The 22,239-nt window shown below is 62.6% G+C and carries 24 protein-coding genes and 2 pseudogenes; 12 read left to right on the top strand and 14 right to left on the bottom strand.

What is annotated here, in order from left to right:
* Positions 1-141 precede the first annotated feature (141 nt).
* From QCM77_RS00435 to QCM77_RS00455, 5 genes are read left to right on the top strand one after another with little or no spacing between them, the layout of a single operon-like run.
* Positions 142-954 (top strand): alpha/beta fold hydrolase, encoded by an 813-nt coding sequence (locus tag QCM77_RS00435; protein WP_279681398.1) that lies wholly within the window; start codon positions 142-144, stop codon positions 952-954.
* Positions 951-2,240 carry an acyl-CoA dehydrogenase family protein gene (locus QCM77_RS00440; protein WP_279681399.1) on the top strand — a complete coding sequence of 430 codons (1,290 nt, stop codon included), beginning with the start codon at positions 951-953 and terminating at the stop codon, positions 2,238-2,240. The genes QCM77_RS00435 and QCM77_RS00440 overlap by 4 nt, the downstream gene beginning before the upstream one ends.
* Positions 2,241-2,242: 2 nt before the next feature.
* Complete coding sequence (locus QCM77_RS00445; protein ID WP_279681400.1) at positions 2,243-3,766, top strand: class I adenylate-forming enzyme family protein; 1,524 nt, start codon at positions 2,243-2,245, stop codon at positions 3,764-3,766.
* Complete coding sequence (locus QCM77_RS00450; RefSeq protein WP_279681401.1) at positions 3,763-4,851, top strand: NAD/NADP-dependent octopine/nopaline dehydrogenase family protein; 1,089 nt, start codon at positions 3,763-3,765, stop codon at positions 4,849-4,851. The genes QCM77_RS00445 and QCM77_RS00450 overlap by 4 nt, the downstream gene beginning before the upstream one ends.
* Before the next feature lie 3 nt (positions 4,852-4,854).
* A complete protein-coding gene (locus QCM77_RS00455; RefSeq protein ID WP_279681403.1) occupies positions 4,855-5,847 on the top strand; it encodes a 3-hydroxybutyryl-CoA dehydrogenase in 993 nt (330 codons plus the stop codon).
* Here the strand turns inward: QCM77_RS00455 and QCM77_RS00460 are convergent.
* The 6 genes from QCM77_RS00460 to QCM77_RS00485 form a co-directional block, all read right to left on the bottom strand.
* Positions 5,844-6,890, bottom strand: a complete 1,047-nt coding sequence (locus QCM77_RS00460; RefSeq protein WP_279681405.1) for a 2,5-dihydroxypyridine 5,6-dioxygenase NicX family protein — start codon at positions 6,888-6,890, stop codon at positions 5,844-5,846. The two genes, QCM77_RS00455 and QCM77_RS00460, sit on opposite strands and share 4 nt — an antisense overlap.
* A gap of 34 nt (positions 6,891-6,924) precedes the next feature.
* Complete coding sequence (locus QCM77_RS00465; RefSeq protein WP_279681407.1) at positions 6,925-7,692, bottom strand: ABC transporter permease; 768 nt, start codon at positions 7,690-7,692, stop codon at positions 6,925-6,927.
* On the bottom strand, positions 7,689-8,474 hold the full coding sequence (locus tag QCM77_RS00470) for an ABC transporter permease (protein ID WP_279667680.1): 786 nt from the start codon (positions 8,472-8,474) through the stop codon (positions 7,689-7,691). The genes QCM77_RS00465 and QCM77_RS00470 overlap by 4 nt, the downstream gene beginning before the upstream one ends.
* Positions 8,471-9,316, bottom strand: a complete 846-nt coding sequence (locus tag QCM77_RS00475) for an ABC transporter ATP-binding protein (protein WP_279667679.1) — start codon at positions 9,314-9,316, stop codon at positions 8,471-8,473. The genes QCM77_RS00470 and QCM77_RS00475 overlap by 4 nt, the downstream gene beginning before the upstream one ends.
* Positions 9,317-9,439: 123 nt before the next feature.
* Positions 9,440-11,134 carry a dihydroxy-acid dehydratase gene (ilvD, locus tag QCM77_RS00480; protein WP_279667678.1) on the bottom strand — a complete coding sequence of 565 codons (1,695 nt, stop codon included), beginning with the start codon at positions 11,132-11,134 and terminating at the stop codon, positions 9,440-9,442.
* Positions 11,135-11,212: 78 nt separating this feature from the next.
* Positions 11,213-12,196 (bottom strand): ABC transporter substrate-binding protein, encoded by a 984-nt coding sequence (locus QCM77_RS00485; RefSeq protein WP_279681408.1) that lies wholly within the window; start codon positions 12,194-12,196, stop codon positions 11,213-11,215.
* Between the two features lie 174 nt (positions 12,197-12,370).
* Here QCM77_RS00485 and QCM77_RS00490 point away from each other — a divergent pair, with 174 nt between their 5' ends.
* Positions 12,371-13,297 carry an NAD(P)-dependent oxidoreductase gene (locus QCM77_RS00490; RefSeq protein ID WP_279681410.1) on the top strand — a complete coding sequence of 309 codons (927 nt, stop codon included), beginning with the start codon at positions 12,371-12,373 and terminating at the stop codon, positions 13,295-13,297.
* Positions 13,298-13,303: 6 nt separating this feature from the next.
* Here QCM77_RS00490 and QCM77_RS00495 read toward each other — a convergent pair whose 3' ends face one another.
* From QCM77_RS00495 to QCM77_RS00520, 6 genes and pseudogenes are all read right to left on the bottom strand, one after another.
* Positions 13,304-13,867 carry a flavin reductase family protein gene (locus QCM77_RS00495; RefSeq protein ID WP_279667675.1) on the bottom strand — a complete coding sequence of 188 codons (564 nt, stop codon included), beginning with the start codon at positions 13,865-13,867 and terminating at the stop codon, positions 13,304-13,306.
* Between the two features lie 9 nt (positions 13,868-13,876).
* Complete coding sequence (locus QCM77_RS00500) at positions 13,877-15,106, bottom strand: acyl-CoA dehydrogenase family protein (RefSeq protein ID WP_279681411.1); 1,230 nt, start codon at positions 15,104-15,106, stop codon at positions 13,877-13,879.
* 214 nt (positions 15,107-15,320) lie between these two features.
* Complete coding sequence (locus QCM77_RS00505; RefSeq protein WP_279681412.1) at positions 15,321-16,589, bottom strand: CaiB/BaiF CoA transferase family protein; 1,269 nt, start codon at positions 16,587-16,589, stop codon at positions 15,321-15,323.
* A gap of 224 nt (positions 16,590-16,813) precedes the next feature.
* Positions 16,814-17,159 (bottom strand): annotated as a pseudogene (locus QCM77_RS00510) (GNAT family N-acetyltransferase).
* A 66-nt stretch (positions 17,160-17,225) separates the two neighbouring features.
* Complete coding sequence (locus QCM77_RS00515) at positions 17,226-17,525, bottom strand: hypothetical protein (RefSeq protein ID WP_279667671.1); 300 nt, start codon at positions 17,523-17,525, stop codon at positions 17,226-17,228.
* Positions 17,522-17,731: pseudogene (locus tag QCM77_RS00520) on the bottom strand (hypothetical protein); the annotation flags it as partial. The pseudogene QCM77_RS00520 and the gene QCM77_RS00515, both read right to left, overlap by 4 nt.
* 27 nt (positions 17,732-17,758) lie before the next feature.
* Between QCM77_RS00520 and QCM77_RS00525 the strand changes: the two are divergent.
* The 4 genes from QCM77_RS00525 to QCM77_RS00540 all read left to right on the top strand — a co-directional run bounded on the left by QCM77_RS00525 (position 17,759) and on the right by QCM77_RS00540 (position 19,908).
* The gene (locus QCM77_RS00525) at positions 17,759-18,232 is read left to right on the top strand and encodes a hypothetical protein (RefSeq protein WP_279681414.1); all 474 of its coding nucleotides are present in this window, start codon (positions 17,759-17,761) and stop codon (positions 18,230-18,232) included.
* A gap of 604 nt (positions 18,233-18,836) precedes the next feature.
* Entirely contained in the window at positions 18,837-19,037 is a 201-nt protein-coding gene (locus QCM77_RS00530) for a hypothetical protein (protein ID WP_279681423.1), read from the top strand.
* A complete protein-coding gene (locus tag QCM77_RS00535; protein ID WP_279667668.1) occupies positions 19,034-19,237 on the top strand; it encodes a hypothetical protein in 204 nt (67 codons plus the stop codon). Before QCM77_RS00530 ends, QCM77_RS00535 begins: the two co-directional genes overlap by 4 nt.
* A 311-nt stretch (positions 19,238-19,548) precedes the next feature.
* Positions 19,549-19,908 carry a hypothetical protein gene (locus QCM77_RS00540; protein ID WP_279681425.1) on the top strand — a complete coding sequence of 120 codons (360 nt, stop codon included), beginning with the start codon at positions 19,549-19,551 and terminating at the stop codon, positions 19,906-19,908.
* A gap of 236 nt (positions 19,909-20,144) precedes the next feature.
* On the opposite strand, the gene QCM77_RS00545 is transcribed toward QCM77_RS00540, so the two are convergent.
* A complete protein-coding gene (locus tag QCM77_RS00545) occupies positions 20,145-20,393 on the bottom strand; it encodes a hypothetical protein (protein ID WP_279667666.1) in 249 nt (82 codons plus the stop codon).
* Between the two features lie 556 nt (positions 20,394-20,949).
* Between QCM77_RS00545 and QCM77_RS00550 the strand changes: the two genes are divergently transcribed.
* Positions 20,950-21,255: a hypothetical protein gene (locus QCM77_RS00550; protein WP_279667665.1), complete on the top strand. Its 306-nt coding sequence runs from the start codon at positions 20,950-20,952 to the stop codon at positions 21,253-21,255.
* Between the two features lie 398 nt (positions 21,256-21,653).
* Here the strand turns inward: QCM77_RS00550 and QCM77_RS00555 are convergent, their stop codons facing one another.
* Positions 21,654-21,827 (bottom strand): hypothetical protein, encoded by a 174-nt coding sequence (locus tag QCM77_RS00555; protein ID WP_279667664.1) that lies wholly within the window; start codon positions 21,825-21,827, stop codon positions 21,654-21,656.
* Between the two features lie 211 nt (positions 21,828-22,038).
* Here QCM77_RS00555 and QCM77_RS00560 point away from each other — a divergent pair, with 211 nt between their 5' ends.
* Complete coding sequence (locus QCM77_RS00560; RefSeq protein ID WP_279681427.1) at positions 22,039-22,224, top strand: hypothetical protein; 186 nt, start codon at positions 22,039-22,041, stop codon at positions 22,222-22,224.
* The last annotated feature ends 15 nt before the right edge of the window (positions 22,225-22,239 follow it).

Raw genomic sequence — 22,239 nt, forward strand, 5'->3', positions numbered from 1 at the left:
ACTTGGCACCGCAAGCGGATGCACGCCGAAAGACCGGCCCGAAAATTGCTTTAAGTATAAAATTATCTCTTCCCATCCCTCACAGGCCTGTTAGCATCGAAGGGCCAAGCAAAAGGATGTCGCGTGTCGCAGCCTGCGCCAATGATAACAAAGGACGGCCGCTTCGCCTATGAAGCCGCGGGCGATCCGGGCGCGACCCCTCTGATTTTCCTGCATGGCATCGGCGGTGCGGCACGGGCCTGGCGGCAGCAGCTTGCCACATTCGGCGACCGCTTCCACGCGATTGCATGGGACATGCCCGGCTATGGCGGATCGGCGCCGCTCGCCAGCGTCAGCATCGCTGCCCTGGCGGATGCGCTTCAGCGATTCATCGAGCAGCTTGGTGCGAGCAGGCCAATTCTGGTCGGCCATTCCATCGGCGGCATGATCGTCCAGAAATGGCTGGTGCAATCCCCAAAACTGGCGCGCGCGGTCGTGCTGGCGCAGACCAGCCCGGCCTTCGGCAAGGCCGACGGCGATTGGCAGAAATCGTTTATCGCCGCACGGCTCGGGCCGCTCGATCGAGGGGAGACGATGAAGTCGCTGGCGCCCTCTCTGGTGAAGGAACTCGTGGGCGACGATCCTAATCCCAGGGGGATGGAGCTCGCACGCGAGTGCATGGGTAGCGTACCCGAGGCAAGTTATCGCGCCATGATGCTGGCCTTGATCGGGTTCGATCAGCGGGCCACGCTCAAGGACATTTCCATCCCGACGCTGCTGCTGTCCGGCTCCAAGGACAACAACGCGCCTGCGCCTATGATGGCGAAGACGGCGACCTACATTCCCTCGGCTGAATATGTCGAGCTCGACGCTGTCGGCCATCTCGCCAACCTCGAACGCCCAGATGCCTTTGACGAGGCCCTCGGCCGGTTCCTGGACTCCGTCGCGACCAAAACACGGGTGACTGTGCAATGACCATGCAAGTCAGCCAGACCATTGGCACGACCGACAAGGTCGTGCTCGATCCGCCCATCTTCGATCCCGTCGCGTTCCGCTTGAGCGACGAACAGGCCCGCATCATCACGCGGGCGCGCGAGATCGGCCAGAGCGTGTTCGCCGGTCGCGCCGCGACCTACGATCGCGAGGCGATCTTCCCGACCGAGAATTATCGCGACCTGCATCGCGTCGGCCTGCTCGGCATTGCCGTTCCCAAGAAGCACGGCGGGCTCGGCGCGAACTACCAGACCTACGCCTTGGCGGCAGCCGAAATCGGCCGCTATTGCGGCGCAACGGCGCTCACCTGGAACATGCATGTCTGCTCGACCCTGTGGTCGGGCCCGCTCGCCGACGATCTCGACATGGACGCAGAGACTCGCGCGGAACACGAGCGGAGGCGCGCCGTCCACTACAAGCGCATCGTCGAGGACGGCGCCATCTATTCTCAGCCCTTCTCGGAGGGCGGTGCGGCAGCGGCAGGCGGCGTCGCTTTCGGCACGGAAGCAAAACCGGTCGAGGGTGGCTGGATCGTCAACGGCAAGAAGATCTTTGCATCGCTCGCCGGCCACGCCGACTATTACGGCGTGCTCTGCACCGAGATCGAGGAAGGCGCGAAGGCCTCGCGCCGCAATACGCTTTACCTCGCCATCCCCTCAAAATCGGAAGGCGTTTCGGTCGTCGACGACTGGGATCCGCTCGGCATGCGCGGCACGGTCTCGCGCACGCTGCTGTTCAAGGACGTGTTTGTGCCGCGAGATTCAGCGCTGATGCCGCGGGGCATCTATTTCCAGGCCGCGATGCGCTGGCCGCACATGTTCCTGACGCTGTCGCCAACCTATATGGGCCTCGCTCAAGCAGCCTATGACTTCACCGTGCGATATCTGCGCGGCGAAGTACCGGGCATGCCGCCGGTCAAGCGCAGGATGTACCCGACCAAGCAGATCGCTGTCGCGCAGATGCAGATCAAGCTCGAGCAGACCAAGGCGATCTGGTTTCAGGCTGTCACCGAGGCGCGCGCCAATCCGAGCAAGGAGCAGGTATTGCGCGCCTATGCCGCGCAATATTCGGTGATGGAGGGCGCCAATGAGCTCGCGGCGCTCGCGATCCGCACCTGCGGCGGCCAGGCCATGCTTCGATCGCTGCCGCTGGAGCGAATCTACCGCGACAGCCGCTGCGGTTCGCTGATGCTGCCCTGGACAGCCGAGCTCTGCCTCGATCGCATCGGCCGCGAGGCGCTGTACGAGGCCGGCGAAACGGACGACTGACGGTGGACCTCTGTAGTCTGATCGATCGCAACGCGGCGTTCGCGCCAGACAAGACAGCCCTTGCCTTCGAAGGGGAACGGCTGAGCTATGCCGCATTTGCTGGGCGCATCGAACGGATCGCAACTGCATTGAAGCGGGAGCTTGGCGTCGGTCGGGGTGACCGTGTCGCGATCCTGAGCCTGAACCGTCCGGACTATCTGGTTCTGCTCTATGCCTGCGCGCGGCTCGGCGCGCTGCTGGTGCCCCTGAACTGGCGACTGGCTATCGCCGAGCAGCTTTTCATTCTCACCGATGCCGGCGCCAAGGTCCTGGTGCTCGAGCAGGCATTTGAGGGGGTTCTTGCCGAGCTTGAGGGGATTGCCGCCGTCGGGCTTGATTTCGAGCCGGCTCGCGGCACGACGTTCGAAAATCTGTTGGCTCGCGGCGAGGGCACCGGCCGCAACCCGCATACCGACCTCTCCTGTCCGCTGCTCATCGTCTACACGTCAGGGACGACCGGACGACCAAATGGCGCGGTGCTGCGCCAGGAGGCTCTGTTCTGGAACAGCGTCATGAGCCAGCACATGCACAACATGACGTCCGACGACCACATCCTGACGGTACTGCCGTTCTTCCATGTCGGCGGCCTCAACATCCAGACCACGCCGGCACTCCACCTTGGCGCGACCGTCACGATTCATGCCCGTTTCACGCCGGACATGGCGCTGGCTGCCATCGCGGGCGAGCGGCCGACGCTGACAGTGATGGTGCCGGCGATCATCCAGGCCGTGAGCGATCATCCCGCTTGGACCACGACCGACCTTTCGTCACTCAAAGCCGTCTCGACCGGCTCGACCATCGTGCCGCCGCATCTGATCGACCGCTTCGTCGCGCGCGGCGTCCCGGTGCTTCAGGTCTACGGCTCGACGGAGACTTGCCCCATCGCAGTCTACACCCGGCTTGGTGGCGATCTCTCGCGCGCGGGATCGACCGGACTTGCCGGCCTGTGCTGCGAAGCGAAGGTGATTGATCAGGACGGCTACGAGATGCCGGCGGGCGCGCCGGGCGAGATCGCGGTGCGCGGCCCCAACGTGTTCTTCGAATATTGGGGCAATGCGGACGCCACGCGCGACGCGCTGCACGACGGCTGGTATCGCACCGGCGATATCGGCCTGTGCGACGCGGACGGCTATTTCTGGGTGCGCGACCGCAAGAAGAACGTGATCATTTCCGGCGGCGAGAACATCTATCCGGCGGAGGTCGAACGCGTCTTGCTCGAACATCCCGATGTCAGCGAATGCGCCGTGATCGGCCGGCCCGATCCGCGCTGGGACGAGGTGCCGATCGCCTACGTGATCCAGCGATCCGGGTGCCGGCTCGATGCAGACGAGTTGAAAGTGCATCTTCAGGCACAACTCGCGCGCTACAAGGTTCCGCGCGACATCGTTTTCGTCACCGACCTGCCGCGTACCGCGTTAGGTAAAGTCCAGCATTTCCTGTTGAAGCAGCTTGATGCGCAATCACGCGCGCAAGGAGAAGCATCTTGAAGATTGCGGTTCTGGGTGGGGGGAACGGCTCTTTCGCGGCCGCGGGCGATTTTGCGCTGTCGGGGCATGAGGTCCGGCTCTGGCGCCGCGACGCGGATCAGGTCGCAGCACATCGCGCCGCCGGCTCGCGCATCCTGGTGAAGGATCATAACGGCGGACACGACGTCAAGCTCGCGCTGGTCACGGCCGGCATCGCCGAAGCTGTCAACGGCGCACAGCTGATCCTGTGCCCCGCCCCCGCCTTCGCGCAGACTGACATTGCGCGGCTACTTGCTCCACATCTGCGGGACGGACAGGTCGTGTTTCTGCCGCCGGCTACGTTCGGCTCGATGATCTTCGCCCAGGCTGCACGGGATGCCGGCAACCACGCCAAGGCGAGCTTTGCCGAGACCGGGACATTGCCCTGGCTGACCCGCAAGCACGGGCCATTCGAGGTCGCAATCACCATCCGCGCCAAGCGACTTCCGGTCGGCGTTTTCCCGCTCGATCAAGCGCCGCATGCACTTGAGGTGATTGGACGGGCTTTCCCCGGCGCGGTCGAGCCGTGCGGAGATGCTCTCTCCGGCGCGCTGATGAACGCAGGCCCGATCATCCATCCGCCGCTGATCGTGATGAATGCAGGCCCGATCGAGCATTTCGAAAAGTGGGACATTCACAAGGAAGGAACGCAAGCCGCGATTCGCCGGGTCACCGACGCGCTCGACGCCGAACGGATCGCTGTGCGTGAGGCGCTCGGATATGGCGCACCGCATTTTCCGCTCGCTCATCATTATGCCAAGGAAGGCGAGATGTGGATGTATGGCCGCGGCTCGCATGACCGGCTGACCGATTCCGGTGACTGGCGCGAACGCATTGTGCTGACGGAGCACCGCTACATGCGCGAGGATCTGCGGCTTGGACTGTCGCTGCTGGTCTCGGTCGCGGAACTGGCCGGCGTTGCCACACCACTTGCAAAGGCTTTTCTGGCGATCGGCGGCGCCATTTGCGGCGAGGATTTTGCGCAAGGCGGCCGAACGCTCGATACCTTGGGGCTCGGCAATCTAGGCAAGCCCGAATTGCAAACGCTCCTTAGCAAGGGGTTCTGACCGATGACGACCCGCGCCAACATTGCCTGTCTCGGGGCCGGCCGCATGGGGCGCGGCATCGCCGTCGCGTTCGCCTACGCGGGGCATACCGTCACGATGATCGACATCAAGGCCCGTTCAGCGGAAGATTTCGCCAGGCTGGAGGCAGATGCGCTCGGCGAAGTCGGGAAAACCTTTGCCAGCCTGTCGAAGCTGGGGCTGCTGACCGAGGCGGATGTCGATCCGCTGATCGCACGGGTCTCGGTGGTGTCGGCCAGCCAGAGCGGTGAGGCACTATCCGATGCGGCAATCGTCTTTGAGGGGGTCCCCGAAGTCGTCGAGCTCAAACGGGATGTGCTGGGGGCGGCCTCAAAACAAGTCGGCCCCGACACGATCATCGCATCGACGACATCGACCATTCTCGTCGACGATCTCTCAGGCGCGATCGTGAACCCTCGTCGCTTCCTCAATGTGCACTGGCTCAATCCGGCCTATCTGATCCCGCTGGTCGAGGTTTCGCCCGGCAAAGCAACCGACGCTGCGGTCGTTGACGAGGTCAAGACGCTGCTCGAAGGCATCGGCAAGGTGCCGGTGGTCTGCGCGGCAACACCCGGCTTCATCGTTCCGCGCATCCAGGCGCTGGCGATGAACGAGGCCGCACGCATGGTCGAGGAAGGCGTCGCCAGCGCCGAGGAGATCGACAAGGCGATCCGCTACGGCTTCGGCTTCCGCTACGCCGTGCTTGGGCTGCTCGAATTCATCGACTGGGGTGGCGGCGACATCCTCTACTATGCCAGCCGCTATCTCGAAGGCGCACTCGGCAGCGACCGCTATCGTGCGCCGGAAGTGATTTCAAGGAACATGCACGAGGGTCGGATTGGCCTGCGAACGGGCGCAGGCTTTCTCGATTATTCCGGCCTCGACGTCGACGCCTATCGGGCAAAGCGGCTTCAGGCAATGGTCGACCTGCTCCGGCACTTCGACCTGGCGCGGCCGCCGGTGCTCGATCGCGGCTAGCCGAAGACGTCCTGAAGCACCCCTTCACGCACCACCGCGACGCCATCGAGCTCGATGGTCGTCCCCATCATCGGCAGATCGAAATGGCCCGCCGTGTAGCGGCCGGCGAATTCGTTGGCCCCGGTCGAGAACAGGAAGTTGCCGGAGACGGCGCGAATTTCCGTCCCGTTGGTGTCGCGCTGATCATACATCGACAGCGCCTCGTAGCGCGCGCCCGGATTCATGCCGAAGCCGACATGCGATACCGCATAGGCTTCCCGATCGCCCCAGGCGGCAAGATAGGCACGCATCATCGCGGCATCCGTGCCCTCGCCTTCCAGCTCGACGACATAATCGTCCTTCAGTGTCATCTTCACCGGCGATGTGAGGTAACGCTTGAAGGTCAGGTTGATATCCCCGGGCGCCATCACCAGCGTGCCGTTGATCGTTCCGCTCTTGGGGAAGCTGACAACGATGCCGCCGGGCCAATGCGCCAGCGTACCGGGCTTGTCCGTCCACCCCCACACGCCGACCGTGGACGCGCCGACCATGTCGACGTCGAGCGCCGTGCCGGCCTTCGAGGTGACCCGCATCCGCTTGGTCCCGCGCAGCATCTTCGCCGCCGCGCGAACGCGCTTCTCGAGCGCCGGATCCGGCACCATCCGCTCCAGCGCCTCGGGATGCTCGTTGGAGATCACCAGGATACGCGCGCCGGCCTTCAGGATCTCCGGCGTTTCCACGGCATGCATCAGGCCCTCGATGGTGCAATCCACCACAAAGCCGGCCTGTTGAAGCGCGGTGATGACCGGGCCAAGCCGCTGGATCGCCTCGCTTGCCCCGGTTGAGCGAACCGGAACGATATTCCGGTTACGCGGGGTCGGCATCACCACGTGAAACGGTCGCGCGCCCATCCGCAGCAGCGCGAGCTCCGCCAGATGAACATTCAACGCACGTGACTGGGTTTCCGAGAGGATCGCCGCGGTATCGCCGGCCTTGACGGCGCATCGCTCAAAAATCTCGCAAAATGCGTCGATCCATTTTGCCTCGATGCGATCAGCCAGCATGGTCCACTCCCGGTCTTGTTTCTTCTTTGTCAGTTCATGCTTCGGGGAAACCCCGCAGCAGGTACGAGCGCACTGCCCCCAGCAGGCCATTCAGGATCAAGCCCAGCAGCGAAATCGTGATCAGCGGCACGAACATATCGACCGCCTGAAAGGTCCGCGCCGCCGTGACGAGGACATGTCCGAGCCCGTCCGTCGACGTGATCATCTCGGCCAGAAACACCACGATGCAGGAAATGACAAGGCCGATCCGGCAACCGGTTAGGATCGACGGCATCGCCGCCGGCAACACTACCTTAAACAGGATTTCGAAGCGCGGCGTTCCCGCCGCCATGGCCGACCAGATCAGCTTCTGCTCGACAGTTGAGGCGCCGTAATAAGTGGACAGCAGGATGGGAAAGAGCGCGTCCGCCGCCACCAACGTGATCTTCGATCCATGGCCGAAACCAAGCAGCAGCAATAGCGCCGGATACAGCGCAACCTTGGGCAGTGGCGCCAGCACGCGCACGATCGGCCGAACCACGGCGTTGATTGCCGGATTCGCCGCGGCAGCGATGCCGATGCTGACACCGAGCACGACCGCAGTCGCGAAGCCGGCAAACAGCCGGATCAGGGTCGCCGCGATTTCCTGCTGGAACGTCCACGTCACGAGCTGCTGGAGCAGCCGGCTGAAGACGAATCCCGGCGGCGGCAGCAGGACCGCAGGCGCAAACCCGAATGATACGAGGCCCTGCCACACCGCGATCAGCAACACGATCGGCGCGAGCCCAAGCATGACGTTTGCTGAAAGAAGGCGCGATGTCATGAGAAGCTCAGCGGCATGTCGAACTGCGGCTCAGACCAACGGACAAGCCTTGCGCGGACGCGCTCGAAGATTGCATCGAGGCAGATTCCCATCGCCCCCACGATGATGATCATCGCAAAGACGGTGTCGTATTGGCCCATGTCGAGCGCGTTGAACAGGATATTGCCTGCGCCGGACTGGCGGGCGATCATCTCGCTGGTGATCATCGTGATCAGCGCCAGCACGAGTCCCGTGCGGCAACCGGTCAGAATTTCCGGAAGCGCCGCCGGCAGCACGATCCGCGACAGCCGTTGCACGGGCGAAAGCCCCATCGCGGCGCCCGACCACAACATCTTCTCTTCCACCGCCTTGGCGCCCTCGAAGCTGTGATAGATCACCGGCAGGCTGACGCCGAGGAAGATGACCAGTGTCTTCGTGATGTCGCCGACGCCCAACCACAGCATGATGATCGGCATCAAGGCTGCCTTCGGCACCGGATAGATCACCATCAGGAGCGGATTGAAGAAAGCCGCGACGGCCCGGCTGCGGCCCATCAACAGGCCCAGCGGAATCGAAACCAATACTGCTATGCCGAACCCGATCGCCATGCGGCGGAGCGAGGCCAGGATGTTGATCAGCGATTCCCTGTCGCCAAGGATGTCCGGAATCGCCCGGATCGCCTCGATCGCCGTTGGAAAGCTGTCATTCTTCAACGCGAGCGACGCAACCTGCCACACTGCCAGCAGCCCGATGCAGGCGAACACCGGGGCAGCGCGTCTGACCAGAGCCGCTGGCCACGTCATGATGGCGCCCCTGTCTCGTCGACTTCATCGAACATGCGCTCGATATCGACGACGTACTTCTGGTAGCGTGGATCGAGCAGCAGCTCGTTACGGCGCCGCGGCCGCGGCAGATCGATGTCGATCACCTGCCGGATGCGGCCGGGCGATGTCGACATCATCACGACCTTGTCCGACAGGAAAACGGCCTCGTCAACCGAGTGGGTAACGAACAGCACCGTCTTGCGATCGCGTTCCCAGATATTCAGCAGATCGTTCTGCAGGCGCGTCCGGGTGTGAGCATCGAGCGCACCGAACGGCTCGTCCATCAACAGAACCTCAGGATGGTAAGCCAGCGTCCGAGCCAATGCCACGCGCTGCTTCATGCCGCCCGACAGTTCCTTGGGATAGAAGTTCTCATAGCCCTTGAGCCCGACCATCTCGATCAGGGCCCGGCTCTGCGCTTCCGCCTCAGTAGCCCGCACGCCTTGCTGACGCGGGCCATACATCACGTTGCCCAGCACGGTTTTCCACGGAAACAACGCGAATTCCTGGAATACGGGACCGCGGTCCGGCCCTGGTCCCGTGATCGTCTGCCCCTTTATCTTCGCTGAGCCGCTTGTCGGGCTGACGAAGCCGCCGACGACGTAAAGCAGCGTGGACTTGCCACAGCCGGACGGACCAAGGATGGAGACGAAGGCTCCCTCGTCGATCGCCAGCGAGATGTCCGATAGCGCCACATGATCCTTGCGCGTCGAGGTCTGAAATACCTGCGAGACGCGCTCGATCTCGATGATTGCAGAAGCCGGTTTTTGCGGCGTCACCGGTCTCACCCATTCGCTCGATCTCGAAGGCACTACCTTCATCCCGTCTCACTTCATTCGCGCGCGAACCCTGCGCAACAGACTCGCTGAATGTCCTCCATCAGCGGCACGAGCTTAGCAAGAAACCTGCCAGACTACCGGCTGTTTCCGAGCAGGCGCGCCGCATCATTCGAACCAGGGCCATTCTGCGGGCCCCTCATGCGTGACGGCCCCGCCCGGTGCCTGGCCAACCAATCGCGCATATTTCGCGAGGGCGCCGGCACGGTGACGAGGCGGACGCGGCTTCCAATCGTGTCGGCGAGCAGTGAGTTCCTGCTCGTCGACCAGCATATCCATCCGCCGATTTGCGGCATCAATCCGGATCCTGTCGCCGTCGCGAACCAGCGCCAGCGGACCGCCGACGAAGGCTTCGGGGGACACATAGCCGATGCACATTCCGCGGGTGGCGCCAGAGAACCGTCCATCCGTGATCAGGGCCACTTTTTCGCCCATGCCCTGTCCATAGATCAGCGCGGTGACGCCGAGCATCTCGCGCATGCCTGGGCCGCCAACCGGCCCTTCATTGCGGATCACAAGCACCTCGCCCGCCTTGTAGCTGCGGTCACGAACCGCTGCGACACAAGCTTCTTCGTCTTCGAAGACGCGCGCGACACCTTCGAACAACTGGCTCTTCAAGCCCGCGACCTTGATCACCGCACCATCAGGGCAGAGGTTTCCCTTCAGCACGGCCACGCCGCCATCGGGCATGATTGGCGCACGAGCCGCGTAAACGACCTCTCCGTCAGGCGCGTTGGCGGCGCCGTATTCTTCGGCAAGTGTACGGCCCGTGACGGACAGGCAATTGCCATCAATATGCCCGCTCTGGATCAGCTCCCGGATCACCACGGCGGCGCCGCCGATATCGTAGACATCCTTCGCCGTATATTTCCCTCCAGGCCGCAGGTTTCCGATCAGCGGCGTCCTGGCAAAAACCTCGCCGACATCATCGATCGTGAATGCGATCCCGGCCTCGTTCGCCATCGCCGGCAGATGCAGCGCAGCATTGGTCGAACCACCCGTGGCAGCCACGATCGCCGCACCGTTTTCCAGGGATTTCCGCGTCACGATGTCGCGCGGCAACGGCCCGCCGCGCTCCAGCATCTCCATGATGAGGCGTCCGGCGCCTCGCGAAATCTGGGCGCGCTCGGCATAGACGCCCGGCACCATCGACACGTTGGGAATGGTAAGGCCCATCGCTTCAGACACCATCCCCATGGTGTTCGCGGTGAACTGGCCGGCGCACGCGCCGATGGTCGGCAGGCAGGCCCGTTCGATCCGCTCGAGCGTGGCGGCGTCGATCTCTCCGGTCATGAAGCTGCCGACAGCCTCGTAGGAGTCGAGCACGGTCAGGGTCCGCCCGTCCACGCGGCCCGGCAGCGAGCTGCCGCCATAGATGAAAATGGACGGCACGTTGCACCGGACCATGCCCATCATCACGCCGGGAAGCGTCTTGTCGCATCCGCCGTATCCGATCAGCGCATCGTAGGCGAGACCATGGACGACGGCTTCGATCGAGTCGGCAATCAGCTCCCGCGAAAACAGGGAGAACTTCATCCCCTCGTGATTCATGCTGATACCGTCGGAAACCGACACGGTCGAAAACTCGCGCGGCGTGCCGCCGGCCTCCTCGATTCCCGTCTTGGCCGCCGCCACCTGGAAGTCGTGGGTCATGTTACAGGGCGTCTGTTCACCCTTCATGCTAACGACGCCTACCATCGGCTTGGCAATCGCAGCGTCGTCGAGCCCCATGGCGCGCATGAACGCGCGGTGCGGGGCCCGGTCGAGGCCGTCCGTCGTGATCCGAGATCGCAACTTCTTCATACGTGCATCTTCTTCATGCAACGTCCCGGATCATCCTGGACGCCGCGACCTCCTCGCTCGGATCATTCGCCCGATCGCCTATTGTAGCGGAGCGACAATCGCCGGATGCTTGAATTGCGCGACATCCAATTTCGGTAGCATCCCTGTCTCCGCGTAGATATCCAGCATCTTCTGGATCGCGGGGAAATTCGGTGCCGCACCCGGATCGCGACCGAAGTCGTTGTCCTTGAGCAGATAGGTCTCGAGAACCGGAATAGGTGCCTTTAGAACCTCGTTGACAACCTTCAACGTCTCTTCGCGGTTGGCCAGCACTTTCTTCATGCCAGAGGTAATGTCACGCACATAAGCCTTCACCAGCTCCGGATTCTTGTCGACGAAATCGGCACGGCAGGCTTCCAGGATGTGCACGATGTTCGGCATGGCCTGCGACAGCGAGAACAGTTTGCGAGTGCCGCCCTTTGCCTCCGCACGCGCGGCAAACGGCTGGTTCATGTTGACCGCATCGACGCGGCCCTGCCGCAACGCATCTTCGGAGACCGCAAAGCCGACCTCGACCAGCTTGATGTCCTTCGCCGGGTCGATGCCATTCTGCTTCAGGAGCAGATTGAACGGGCCTTGCGTGCCGCCGCCGATCACGGAGATCCCGATCGTCTTGCCCTTGAGATCGGCGATCGTCTTGATCGGGGATTCGTCCATGACAGCCCAGTAGACCGAGAAACCGCCGGGCTTCTCGAAGACATGCTGCGCCACGATGTAGGCCTTGAGGTTGCCGCCAACCACGCCGTTGGCGAGCGACAGCGGCGCCTGCGTCGCGCAATCCAGCGCGCCGGCCGCCAATGCCTGTGTCATCGGAGCGGTGCCCTGAAATTGGGTCCATTCGATGTTGTAGGTCTTGCCGATATTGGGAAACTCAGCCGGGCGGCGCATCATCCAGTATTTGGATTCCTCAGCTGGAATCGTCCAGCCGACGCGGATCGTCTGCTGCGCCCATGACGAGCCTGCGTTCGCGCTCACGGCCGCTGCCGCTCCCAAAGCCAGGATCCACTTCGAAACGGTTCGCATTGTGCCCACTCCGCTGCTCCGGCGCCGACTGGCGCCATCCAACCCGACCGCCCCAAATGTTTCATGGTTCAAACAATCAAGCAAGCCATGCGGGCCGGGCGGTTTCGTCGTGGGACGCCATGTATGGTAAGGCAGCGCCGCGCGGCATCGCGGAGCGACAGATGGAGGCAACCTATGGCTGAAGCGAGCAAGACAAACCCGCAAGGCGTCGAGCGGCTCGGCTATCTCGGCCTTGGACTGATGGGGACACCGATGACCCGGCGTCTGCTCAAGAACGGCCATCAGGTCACTGTCTGGAACCGTTCGGAAGGAAAGATGGCTGCGCTCGTCGAGGCCGGCGCCGCGCGCGCAGCCACCCCACGCGACCTGATGGAGAGCTCGGACATCGTTTTCATGTGCGTAACGGATGCGGCCGCCGTGGAAGACGTGATCTTCGGGACCGCGAGCATCTCAACTGCGCCCGGCGTGGGCAAGCTCGTGGTCGACTTCTCATCGATCCATCCCGACGCGGCGCGTGACCTTGCAGCACGGCTGAAAGCTTCGAACGGCGCGGGCTGGATCGATGCACCGGTGTCCGGTGGCACCAAGGGCGCCGAGGAAGGCACGCTTGCCATCATGGCCGGCGGAGAAGCTGCCGACATCGACAGGGTCCGGCCCTATGTGCTGGCCATGGCACGCAGGTTCACCCACATGGGTCCGACCGGCGCCGGCCAGACCACAAAGCTATGCAACCAGGTGATTGTCGGATGCGCGATGGCTGTTCTTGCGGAAGCAACGCGCCTTGCAGTGAACGCCGGAATCGACGCCAACCGATTGCCCGAAGCACTCGCCGGCGGCTTCGCGGACTCCATTCCGCTTCAGCTGTTCGTGCCGCGGATGGTCCAGGGCATTCACTCACCGCCGCTTGGTCACATCGCTACGATGCTCAAGGACCTCGATACGGTCGCCGATGTCGCGCAGTCGACGTCGACGCCGGTGCCCATGGCCTCGCTTGCGGGACAACTTTTCAGGCTCGCCAAGGCCGCGCGAGGCGCGGATGCGGATGCGCTCGAAATCTACAAGCTTTCGGCGAGGAGCGCTGAACCGCCGAGCGCGAGCTGAAGCACGTTAGGGTGCCTGCTCGCGCTCGTCGTCGGCGAGAAATCGGCCAAACGCGCCCCGCGCGAAGAGCAGCGGCTCCGTCGCATTGTAAGTATAGGCCTCGACCGCACCGAGAAAGATCACGTGGTCGCCGCCGTAATAGCGATTGACCGAACGGCATTGAAAATTGGCGACGCTCTCGGCGAGCACCGGCGCGTTGCCGAGGCCCGGCGTCCAGTCCACACCGGTGAACTTGTCGTCCGACGACTTGGCGAATTTGCTCGCAAGCGCCTGTTGCGAAGCGCCAAGCACGTTGACGGTGAAATGACTGGCATTCTGGAAGATGGTCAAACTGGAGGAATAGACGACCAGGCTCCAAAGAACCAGCGGAGGATTCAGCGAAACCGAGGCGAACGAATTGCACGTCAGGCCATAGGGCTTGCCGTCAGGAGCCGCGGCTGTGATGATCGTCACGCCCGTGGCGTAGGTGCCGAGCGCGCTGCGAAAATCACGGGGATCGATCGACGAGCTGTCGCTCGCGAATTCGTTGGCTGGATCGGGAACGGCCGGCTGCTTCGGCAGATCATTCATCGGCCGGCCTCACAGCGTGAGATTCTCGGACGGCAGGCCCAGCGCCACGCGTCCATAATTGGTCCCGGCCGCATCGAAATTGAACGCGAGATGCGAGTTGATCGCGTGCGCATCGCGAAACTGCCGCTGCAACACACCCGTCGTGAACAGGCCCCGTGCTCCGCTCGCGGCAAACAGCATCGAAACCGCATCCGTGCAGAAGTTTACTGAAAAAGCCCCGTCGCGCCGATATCTGGTCTTAGTTGCCATATCGGGGATATGACCCCGCCGTGCATCCTCCGTGGCATTCAGACAGGCCGAGCGCATGATCAAGCGTGCAGCGTCGATCTTCGCCGAGGCCTCCGCGATCTTGATCTGGGTGCTTTGAAAGTCGCTCAGCCTGGCGCGGTTGTAGGTGGAAATGCGATGACGGACGACCTCCGCATAATCGTCGAGACACGCCTGCGCGTTTCCCAGTGCGACGCCGGAGAGGACGTAAGGAAACAGCGAGAACACGGGGAGCGCATACAGCGGGTTAGGATTGAGCTTGCTTCCTGGAGTCGGACCGCCGTCAAGATCGCCGACCGCGACCGTCATGTAGCCGGGCACAAAAGCGTCCCTGACCTCCACGTCGCAAGACCCTGTCCCGCGCAGTCCCGCGACATTCCAGGTGTCGAGGACCTTGTAGTCGTCTTTCGGCAGCAGAAATATCCGATACTCGATGCCGTCTGCCTCATCGTCGGAGTAGACCACGCTTGCAAGCATGTTCCATGCGCAGGAGGCAACGCCCGAGGAGAACGGCCAGCTGCCATGGAGGCGGTATCCGCCCTCGACTCTCGTGGCGCGTCCGGCGGGAAAAATGAACGAGGACGCGATCAGCGCGTCCGGATCACGGCCCCAGACCAGATCCTGCGCCGTCGGCTCGAACATGCCGAGCATCCAGTGGTGGCTCGCCAGATTGGCCAGATTCCAGGCTACCGAGGCGTCTGCTTGTCCGAGCAGGTCCGCGCAGTCGATCAAGGCGACATAATCGAGTTCTGCGCCGCCAATGCGCCTGGGCTGGAGCATCCGGAACAGGCCGGCCTCGTGCAGGTCCAGCTCGGTCTCCGGCGGCAGGTGCCGCAGCTCTTCCGTTCGCGCCGCGCGGTCTCGCAGCCGTGGTACGAGCGCCCGGGCCTTCGCGACCATTGCCGCATGGGCACGTTCATCGGATTGCGCCCCCGCAGGCTGGCCCACGCTCGGCTCTTGACCAGGCGCCATTCGTATCCCTCACTTTCACACATTTATGCGGCTAGACCCTTGCCAAATCAAGCCGAGGCAGCGCTGTCTGGGTATGGTCGCCCTGACCCCGGCCACCCGGGAAGGATGCGATGTCGCGAAGGCGGTATCGCGAAGCCGTGATCCGCAGGCCGCGCGAGACCGGCCTGCGAGACCTAGCCTGCGAGACCTGACCTGTAGGATCAACCCCTCAGGCTCAAATCGACGTCGAGGGCTTGCCTGAGCCAAAGACACCCTTTTGGGTGAACTGCGATATCCGACGCTCATCATAACCGAGCGTATCACGCAAAACCTGCTCCGTGTGCTCGCCCAGCAGCGGAGCAGCCACAGGATCAATCGGGCCGGTCAAGCTCATGGTAATCGGCGGCTCGATGTTCGGGACCCACTCTGCGGTACGATGCGGAATCCGGCTCAAGCGATGGCGCTCGCGCGCCTCCGGTGCATTGAACCCCTCCTCGACCGTCCGGAGATAGCCGACCGGGATATTGGCCAGCTTCATCTTCGCCATCCAGTTCTCGAGGGTATCGCTTGCAAAGACCTCCGCGATGGCTGCGCGCAAAAGCTCCTTGTTCTCGGAGCGGGCTTTGCGTGTTGCAAACTGCGGATCGGTAATGAGATCAGGCCGGTTCAGTACCTCGACGACCAGCCTGCGATAGAGCCGGTCGTTGGCACATGCGATGTAGAGCGGCCCATCGGAGGCCTCGTAGACGCCGACGGTGGGAGACCCGCTCGGCGAATTACCGAACCGCCCAGGGTTCTCGCCGTTGATCAGATAAGCCATGCCGTAGAAGCCCGTCATCCCCATCGCGACGTCGAACAAGGCGACTTCGACATGCTGGCCGCGACCGAGCCGATCCCGCGCCAACAGCGCCAGCAGGATGGCGTTGCAGGCAGACATCCCCGTCGCCATGTCCACAATGGGCGGCCCGGTGCGAACCGCCGGGCTGTCGGCAAATCCGTTGAGCGACATGAAGCCGCTTTCCGCCTGCGTGATCGGATCAAAACCGGGACGCGAGGCAAACGGTCCGGTGCGCCCGTAGGCGGAGATCGAGCAATAGACCAGCCGCGGATTGAGTGGCGCAACAGCCTCATAGTCGAGGCCAAATTTCTTCATGACCCCGCTGGAAAAGTTCTCGACCACCACGTCGGCCTTGCGAATCAAATCCAGCGCAATCTCACGAGCCTCCGGCAGGGTAAGGTTGAGCGCGATGCCGCGCTTGTTGCGATTCAGGCTGAGATAAGCAGCACTCTCTCCACCGATTTCGGCGTGTTCATACGCACGCGTGTCGTCGCCACCATCTGGATTCTCGATCTTGATGACGTGCGCGCCGAAATCAGCAAGCGTCTGCGTACAGGCCGGACCGGCAACCACACGCGTAAAATCCACGACCAGCAGACCATCGAGTGCGGTTGGCCGTCCCGTCGTCCGCGACGAACGTTCCGGCAGTTGGGGCTTGGTGGGCATCGATAGCGCTCCCTTGCATCGGCTTGTGGTCGCCGAATTTCCTGCGAGAGCTTAAAGCCCGCCTCCGCCGACTTCGCAAGTGCCTCACCCGCATCGCTTGAATACGCAAAAAAGCCCGGCAGCCGAAGCTGCCGGGCCTTTGGACATTCTGGACATGCGGTCGGCGCCACGTCTCGCGCGTTGCGACAGCCACGTTCCGCATCGCGGGACACCTGCTGGAATCGTCAGCGAAGCGACCTTCGCCAATAAAGGGTATGTGACCAAGCCCAGGGCACCTCGGGTTCGTACAGTCGATAACCCGCCTGGATGAAATTGTTGGCAGACACCGGATTGTTCGTCGTATCGGAGACGATGCTGTCCCATCCGATGCGGCGCCCCGCTGTTTCGTGCATGCGTGGACGGCACGACGCCGGCAAAGGCGATCGCGTCGCCCCCGTGATAGGCCAGCCACCACGCTCCAAGGTCAAATTGCGGCATAGCCGCCGCATCGAAGAACGTCAGCTGGTGCAGGTCGGACAACGTGTCGACAACGTCATCATCAGACGCATCGACGATACGAATTCTGTACATGGGATGGCTCATTGGAGCGAAACGATCCTTTAGGGGGCATGCGGCGGGGTTGCCGCCACGCGAAGCTCATTTACCCAGCACGACCTTGACACCTAGCCAAACCGCACCCATCAGGCCGGTAGCGATCACCGTAATCACGGCCTTGAAGGTGTAGCTCTGTGCCTGCTCCACACTCGTTCGCCATCGGCGCAGGTGCTGAAAATCAGCCCTCAGCTCCTTTCGATCGTCATACTCGATTCCAAAAGAGGCCAGCACCGATGCCACGGTCTGCAATACGATCGCATCGATATTCGCCCGCTGAAGCCTGTGTTGCTCGGCCAGCGTCTCGGCAACGATCGCCCTGATTTCGTCATCTGGTATCTTCACCGCTTGATGATCCTCGCAACATTCTCGAAGCCGCGCTTGGCGAAGTAGAAGGAGACAACCAGATTGGCTGTGATCGCCGCAAATCCCGCGAGGGCGTCCGTGGAACCAAAGCCGAGGACCTTGTCCCAGACCAGGAGTTTTGCGAAGTAAAGCGCGACGCAATAGCCCATCAATTTGTCCGGCTCCCACCAGTGCCCGATCTCCGCTCCCGGAGACCGCAGCGGCGCGAGCAAATGGCCCAGCGCCGCGGGCCGGCACGTTCGCGCGTGCCGGCCAGCAATGGTACGGACGACGGCGCGCCGATCGGCGCTCCAAGTTTGACGAGTGCGTGGCCGCAATGCGCCGCCGCCGTCCGATCTCAATCGAGTCGAAAAAACCCGCGGCGGATGCTTTCCGCGCGGGTGAACCAAACTCGTCTCAATCATATCATTCTGCTGATGTTTTGCCCGACGTGTCAAACGAACGAACTCGCTCAAGCTGCGTTAGGCGATCAGGAGGACCGGCAGATGACACTTAAGACTACGTCACAAAAGACGACGCGAAATCTTCCGGGGCCAAAGCCGCGCATCGACAAGGAACGCGACATGCAAGAGGCCATCGTTGAAGACGCCGGCGAGACGGAGAACAAAGGCCGCGATCTCGTACACGGCGATGGCGGCACCATCGACCTTCCCACCAAGCCCGGCGATTTGTCGAAGGACGATTAGGCCGCTCCGCAGGCGACGCGCATCTCGATAATGCCATCCTGTCGGTGTTTTGCCCGACGTGTCAAACGATCGATCTCGAGCGGCATACGCACGACTCCATAACTCGTCTTCACTCCGACCAATGCAGCGGCCTATCCAGCGCGAGAACCATTCCTGAGCATCATTGTCGCATTAGCCGGAGCATCCACTCCGAAGATCGGTGGCGGAATGATGTAGCTTGGCTCATCCGCGAACGGGCCGATCGGCCTGCTCGCCTGTCACGGCTGGCCGTCGGCAGTTGGCATACTCCAGCTACCAAACCGATCGTTGAATTCCGGAGAAGGCAATGCATGAACTCTGCCCACTCATGGAAGACAGGCATGGACACCGCTTCTGTCCAAAAGTGAACATTGGCTTCACCTGCAGTCAAATGAGTAAGCCACTCAAACCGCTCAAAATGGTTGCCGGGACGCCCGAAAGATTCTTCGAACCAAAATAGCAAATGATACTGACGGTCCGAAACCGGCGGCCTAGGCTTGAGACATCACCGCGCCTCACTCGGCATCAATCGGTAACGACAACGCCGGGGTTGCGCTCCCGCCCCAAACGAACGAGGGAGATGTGCATGCAGACACGTCGACGTTTCAAGCAGACCAGGACACTCACCGAACGGCTCGCTGACGAAGCCACACGGCTTCGCGAGGAAGCGCGCTCGCTCGCGCCGGGGCGCCGCCGCGAGATGCTGCTGCGCAAGGCGCGGCAGGACGAGACCGCCATTCACATCGAGGCCTGGCTGCATTCGCCGGGCCTGAGGGCGCCGACATGAGCCAGCAATATCGCGCCTACCTCGTCGGCGAAGACGGCGTCTTCCGCTCCGCCGAAGCCTTCGAGGCCTTGTCCGACGCGTCGGCGCTCAACTTCGCGCAGCAGTTCACGCGGCACGGCAAGGTCGAGGTCTGGCAGCTCGGTCGAAAAATCGCCGTGCTCGAGCCCGAGCAGCCGGCGAAATTGCTGACGCGTCAGTGATCGCGTGAACGCGATCGCGTCTTGAGATCCTCGACCTCGAACGAGAATGTCACCTGCATCACAAGTCCGTCGGCGGCGCGAACGTCGATCGCCATGGTCTGCTTGCCGCCCGTGGAAGGCGAACCGAGAACGGCGTCACGCGGCGAGCCTCTCCACGCCGATAGGCCGCACGCCGTGCCTGCCTCCCCTGTCGAAGGAGACTGTGTGCGCGGCGTCACGGATGCACGCGCCGTCGCCGCCTATCACTCATCCCACGACGACGTTCGCAACAAGACAAACAACCAGACAGGTGGGCCATAACGAAGACAGTGATGATCACGAAGATGGCGGCAGCGATCGTGTTGGCAAGCGTCGCGGCTGGCCTTGCAGGCAGTCCCGCGCAGGCCGGCTGGGGCGAGAACGGACAGTATGGCAACGCGCCGCAGGCCAAGCCCGGCTGGGGCGGCTATGGCAACGGCCAGCGCCCGGTCGTTGTGGTTCCCGGCCCCCGGCCGATGCCTCCGCAGGTCGTGGTCCGGCCGGTCCCCGTTCCGGTTGTCGTGAACAGGCCGGTGTACGTTCCGACGCCGCAAGTGGTGGAGAAGACGGTCATCGTCCAGCGGCCGGCCGCGGTTGCGACGCCGCGGCTGCACCCGGTCCGGTGGTCAACAACAACTGCAACTGCCTCGTGAAGGAATATCCGCAGGCCGGCGTCGTGGTGTTCAGGGACATCTGCACCAAGGAAAGTGCGACCTACACCAACCTGCCGCAGCAGACCTCGCAGGCCGTGCTGCCGCCGACCCAGTAATTGCGCGGGGGCCGAGCGCGAGATTCGATGAAGACGCGAACGCGGCAGCATCAGTTGCCGCGTTCGTGCCCGGTCTCTTCACGGGCGAAAACGACAGGGGCGAAACGACACTCGGCACCCTCACTCCTCCGCAAGCTTCCGCTCGATATAGGCATCCACCGTCTCGGCGAACGAGCGCTGCACGCCGACCGCGGCATCATGCTGGTCGAGCGCATCGCTCCGGAGCACGCGCAGGCCGCGCCCGCGCATGCAGACCGGCGCCGTATTCAGAAATTGATCGATGGCGCCTTGGGCGAGCGGGATGGCCTTCGGGTCGCCCCTTGCGATCAGAAGGCGCAAGAGGCTCTGGCATTCGGCCAAACCTGGCATGGGATCAGCGCCTCACGCCTGCTGCGATTTCAACTTTGGCCGCTTGACCGGCTGGGCGTGCGTGCCGAACAGCGCCAGCAGAAACGCGACTTCTTCCTTCGAACCGATCTGGATCATGATGATCTCCTTTTCGCTTCGTTGGTCGGGCGCAGCGGGCGGAGAGTTCGAGGCTATCTGGTTTCGGCACTGTTTCAGGCGTGTTTCGTCGGGACGCCGGAGCCGTGCTCCGGCCCCCTTGTGCCTACACATGGCGGGTGCGCGGCTCTCGATCAGTTCACGCCCAAATGCGGAAAACAGGCCACCTATTAGGAACACGTTGGAGGGCCAAGGGGTTATTCGGGTGTCGGTCCGGATGCACGACCGACAATCCCTACGGCCTCAGCTCGGCCCCCGTGCTGGGGCCTTTTTTGTCCACTCGCAGGTTCAAAATAGGCCAGAGATTTCAGGCGCGACGGAAGCAGCGTTGGCAGCCTGGAGGGGCCGACTGAGGCAGCCTTACTTTTGGTCTCGCCTGGGCTTCTCCCAGAATAACTTGTTGCAGTCGGAGCACCGAAAGATGGCAATCGCCCCGTCCGGTGAACCAACCGCGTCGATGAACACCATGGGCTTGTTGCACCCAGCACAAATCGGCCGCTGCTTGGTTTCTCGGTTCGCCATTCCGCGCAACGCGGGAACAGCGGACGAGGTTTCTATGGTTTTGGAGGCTCAGGGTGCCAGATTTTCGGAACCTGTTGCTGAAGCAGTGCCATTGACACCGCGATCTGCTCCCGAGAACGGCGGAGCATTTGTCGTGTCGTTTGGCTTGCATCAAGCTGGTGCATTTTCTGCCCGTCGAGAGGCGCCTCAAATTCCTTCCTGGTGAGCATGACAAGCTCCCGTCTTCCTGCTCCATTTGCAAAGTACGCTAAGAAGCGATCCAGGACAGTCCAAAAGTGAACACGCGGCGCGAACCTCGCCTGCAAAACCATCCGGTACGCTCTTGCCCTCTTGCAACCGGAACCCGCGCACCTTTCACCTCACATTCATGACCCCGCGCCTAAACCCCGGCCAACAAAACGCTGCGGTCGACTGGCTTGATGCCTACCGCGACGGCGATATCGAAACCATTCTGGGAATGTATGCTGACGACAAACCTCGTGCGCGACGGGATCGTGAGCGCGATCCTCACCTTCGATGCCTCGGGGAAGATCGCGGCGTTGACGTGCGGGCCTTCAGCGCGTCATCCTGCAAGCAGGCCGACCGCCGGCAGACGGGCCTTGCTCACACCCAGACTTCCTCGCGGCAACCGTCGCACCGGTAGATCAGGATCGAGCGATCGCGTTTCACGTCGAGAATCGAGGTCACGAAGCGCGTGAACGTCTCGCATTTGGGGCACGACGGCCCCGGCTGATGATGATGGACTCTCAATGGCGCCGCTTGCTGGTCCTTGCTCATCCCACCCTCGTTGGCGAACTGAGTTCCTAAGTCGCAAAGTGGACGTTTGTTCCATTGTCGCGGGCAGCGCTTCCAATCCATGTCCCACGGGACAGGTCGACTTTAGTTCAAATGCAGCAAGGCAGATTCGGCAGGATGCAATTTGTTGGCGCCATGCTGGGACATGTCCCTTGCGAAAGACGCAATCGGGAAAGGTTCGGAGAGACCATCGATGTATTGCGTCGCCGCTGCGTTGCTGGTGCTGTCGGGACTGTTCTATTCCGCGAGCCATCACGAGATCGGCTCGTTCGGCGTCACCATGTGTACCTATGGCAGTGCGTTCTGCGACAATCCGCTGATCGTCTTTTCCGGCGCCGCGCTGGCCGGCGCCTGGGGCATGTTCGTCAGCATCAAATAGTCCCGGGACCGCACT

Origin of the sequence: Bradyrhizobium nivariense (genome assembly GCF_029846695.2) — a bacterium.
In the GTDB taxonomy this organism is placed as follows: domain Bacteria; phylum Pseudomonadota; class Alphaproteobacteria; order Rhizobiales; family Xanthobacteraceae; genus Bradyrhizobium.

What these genes read in the sequence shown, in the direction of transcription:
- QCM77_RS00535 (WP_279667668.1), top strand. Translation starts at nt 19,034, where the DNA reads ATGAGCCAGCAATATCGCGCCTACCTCGTCGGCGAAGACGGCGTCTTC.
- QCM77_RS00545 (WP_279667666.1), bottom strand. Translation starts at nt 20,393, where the DNA reads ATGCCAGGTTTGGCCGAATGCCAGAGCCTCTTGCGCCTTCTGATCGCA.
- ilvD (WP_279667678.1), bottom strand. Translation starts at nt 11,134, where the DNA reads ATGAAGAAGTTGCGATCTCGGATCACGACGGACGGCCTCGACCGGGCC.
- QCM77_RS00490 (WP_279681410.1), top strand. Translation starts at nt 12,371, where the DNA reads ATGGCTGAAGCGAGCAAGACAAACCCGCAAGGCGTCGAGCGGCTCGGC.
- QCM77_RS00465 (WP_279681407.1), bottom strand. Translation starts at nt 7,692, where the DNA reads ATGACATCGCGCCTTCTTTCAGCAAACGTCATGCTTGGGCTCGCGCCG.
- QCM77_RS00550 (WP_279667665.1), top strand. Translation starts at nt 20,950, where the DNA reads ATGGCAATCGCCCCGTCCGGTGAACCAACCGCGTCGATGAACACCATG.
- QCM77_RS00540 (WP_279681425.1), top strand. Translation starts at nt 19,549, where the DNA reads ATGATCACGAAGATGGCGGCAGCGATCGTGTTGGCAAGCGTCGCGGCT.
- QCM77_RS00505 (WP_279681412.1), bottom strand. Translation starts at nt 16,589, where the DNA reads ATGCCCACCAAGCCCCAACTGCCGGAACGTTCGTCGCGGACGACGGGA.
- QCM77_RS00555 (WP_279667664.1), bottom strand. Translation starts at nt 21,827, where the DNA reads ATGAGCAAGGACCAGCAAGCGGCGCCATTGAGAGTCCATCATCATCAG.
- QCM77_RS00530 (WP_279681423.1), top strand. Translation starts at nt 18,837, where the DNA reads ATGCAGACACGTCGACGTTTCAAGCAGACCAGGACACTCACCGAACGG.
- QCM77_RS00435 (WP_279681398.1), top strand. Translation starts at nt 142, where the DNA reads ATGATAACAAAGGACGGCCGCTTCGCCTATGAAGCCGCGGGCGATCCG.
- QCM77_RS00485 (WP_279681408.1), bottom strand. Translation starts at nt 12,196, where the DNA reads ATGCGAACCGTTTCGAAGTGGATCCTGGCTTTGGGAGCGGCAGCGGCC.
- QCM77_RS00440 (WP_279681399.1), top strand. Translation starts at nt 951, where the DNA reads ATGACCATGCAAGTCAGCCAGACCATTGGCACGACCGACAAGGTCGTG.
- QCM77_RS00525 (WP_279681414.1), top strand. Translation starts at nt 17,759, where the DNA reads ATGGCCCAGCGCCGCGGGCCGGCACGTTCGCGCGTGCCGGCCAGCAAT.
- QCM77_RS00470 (WP_279667680.1), bottom strand. Translation starts at nt 8,474, where the DNA reads ATGACGTGGCCAGCGGCTCTGGTCAGACGCGCTGCCCCGGTGTTCGCC.
- QCM77_RS00460 (WP_279681405.1), bottom strand. Translation starts at nt 6,890, where the DNA reads ATGCTGGCTGATCGCATCGAGGCAAAATGGATCGACGCATTTTGCGAG.
- QCM77_RS00475 (WP_279667679.1), bottom strand. Translation starts at nt 9,316, where the DNA reads ATGAAGGTAGTGCCTTCGAGATCGAGCGAATGGGTGAGACCGGTGACG.
- QCM77_RS00560 (WP_279681427.1), top strand. Translation starts at nt 22,039, where the DNA reads ATGTATTGCGTCGCCGCTGCGTTGCTGGTGCTGTCGGGACTGTTCTAT.
- QCM77_RS00455 (WP_279681403.1), top strand. Translation starts at nt 4,855, where the DNA reads ATGACGACCCGCGCCAACATTGCCTGTCTCGGGGCCGGCCGCATGGGG.
- QCM77_RS00500 (WP_279681411.1), bottom strand. Translation starts at nt 15,106, where the DNA reads ATGGCGCCTGGTCAAGAGCCGAGCGTGGGCCAGCCTGCGGGGGCGCAA.
- QCM77_RS00495 (WP_279667675.1), bottom strand. Translation starts at nt 13,867, where the DNA reads ATGAATGATCTGCCGAAGCAGCCGGCCGTTCCCGATCCAGCCAACGAA.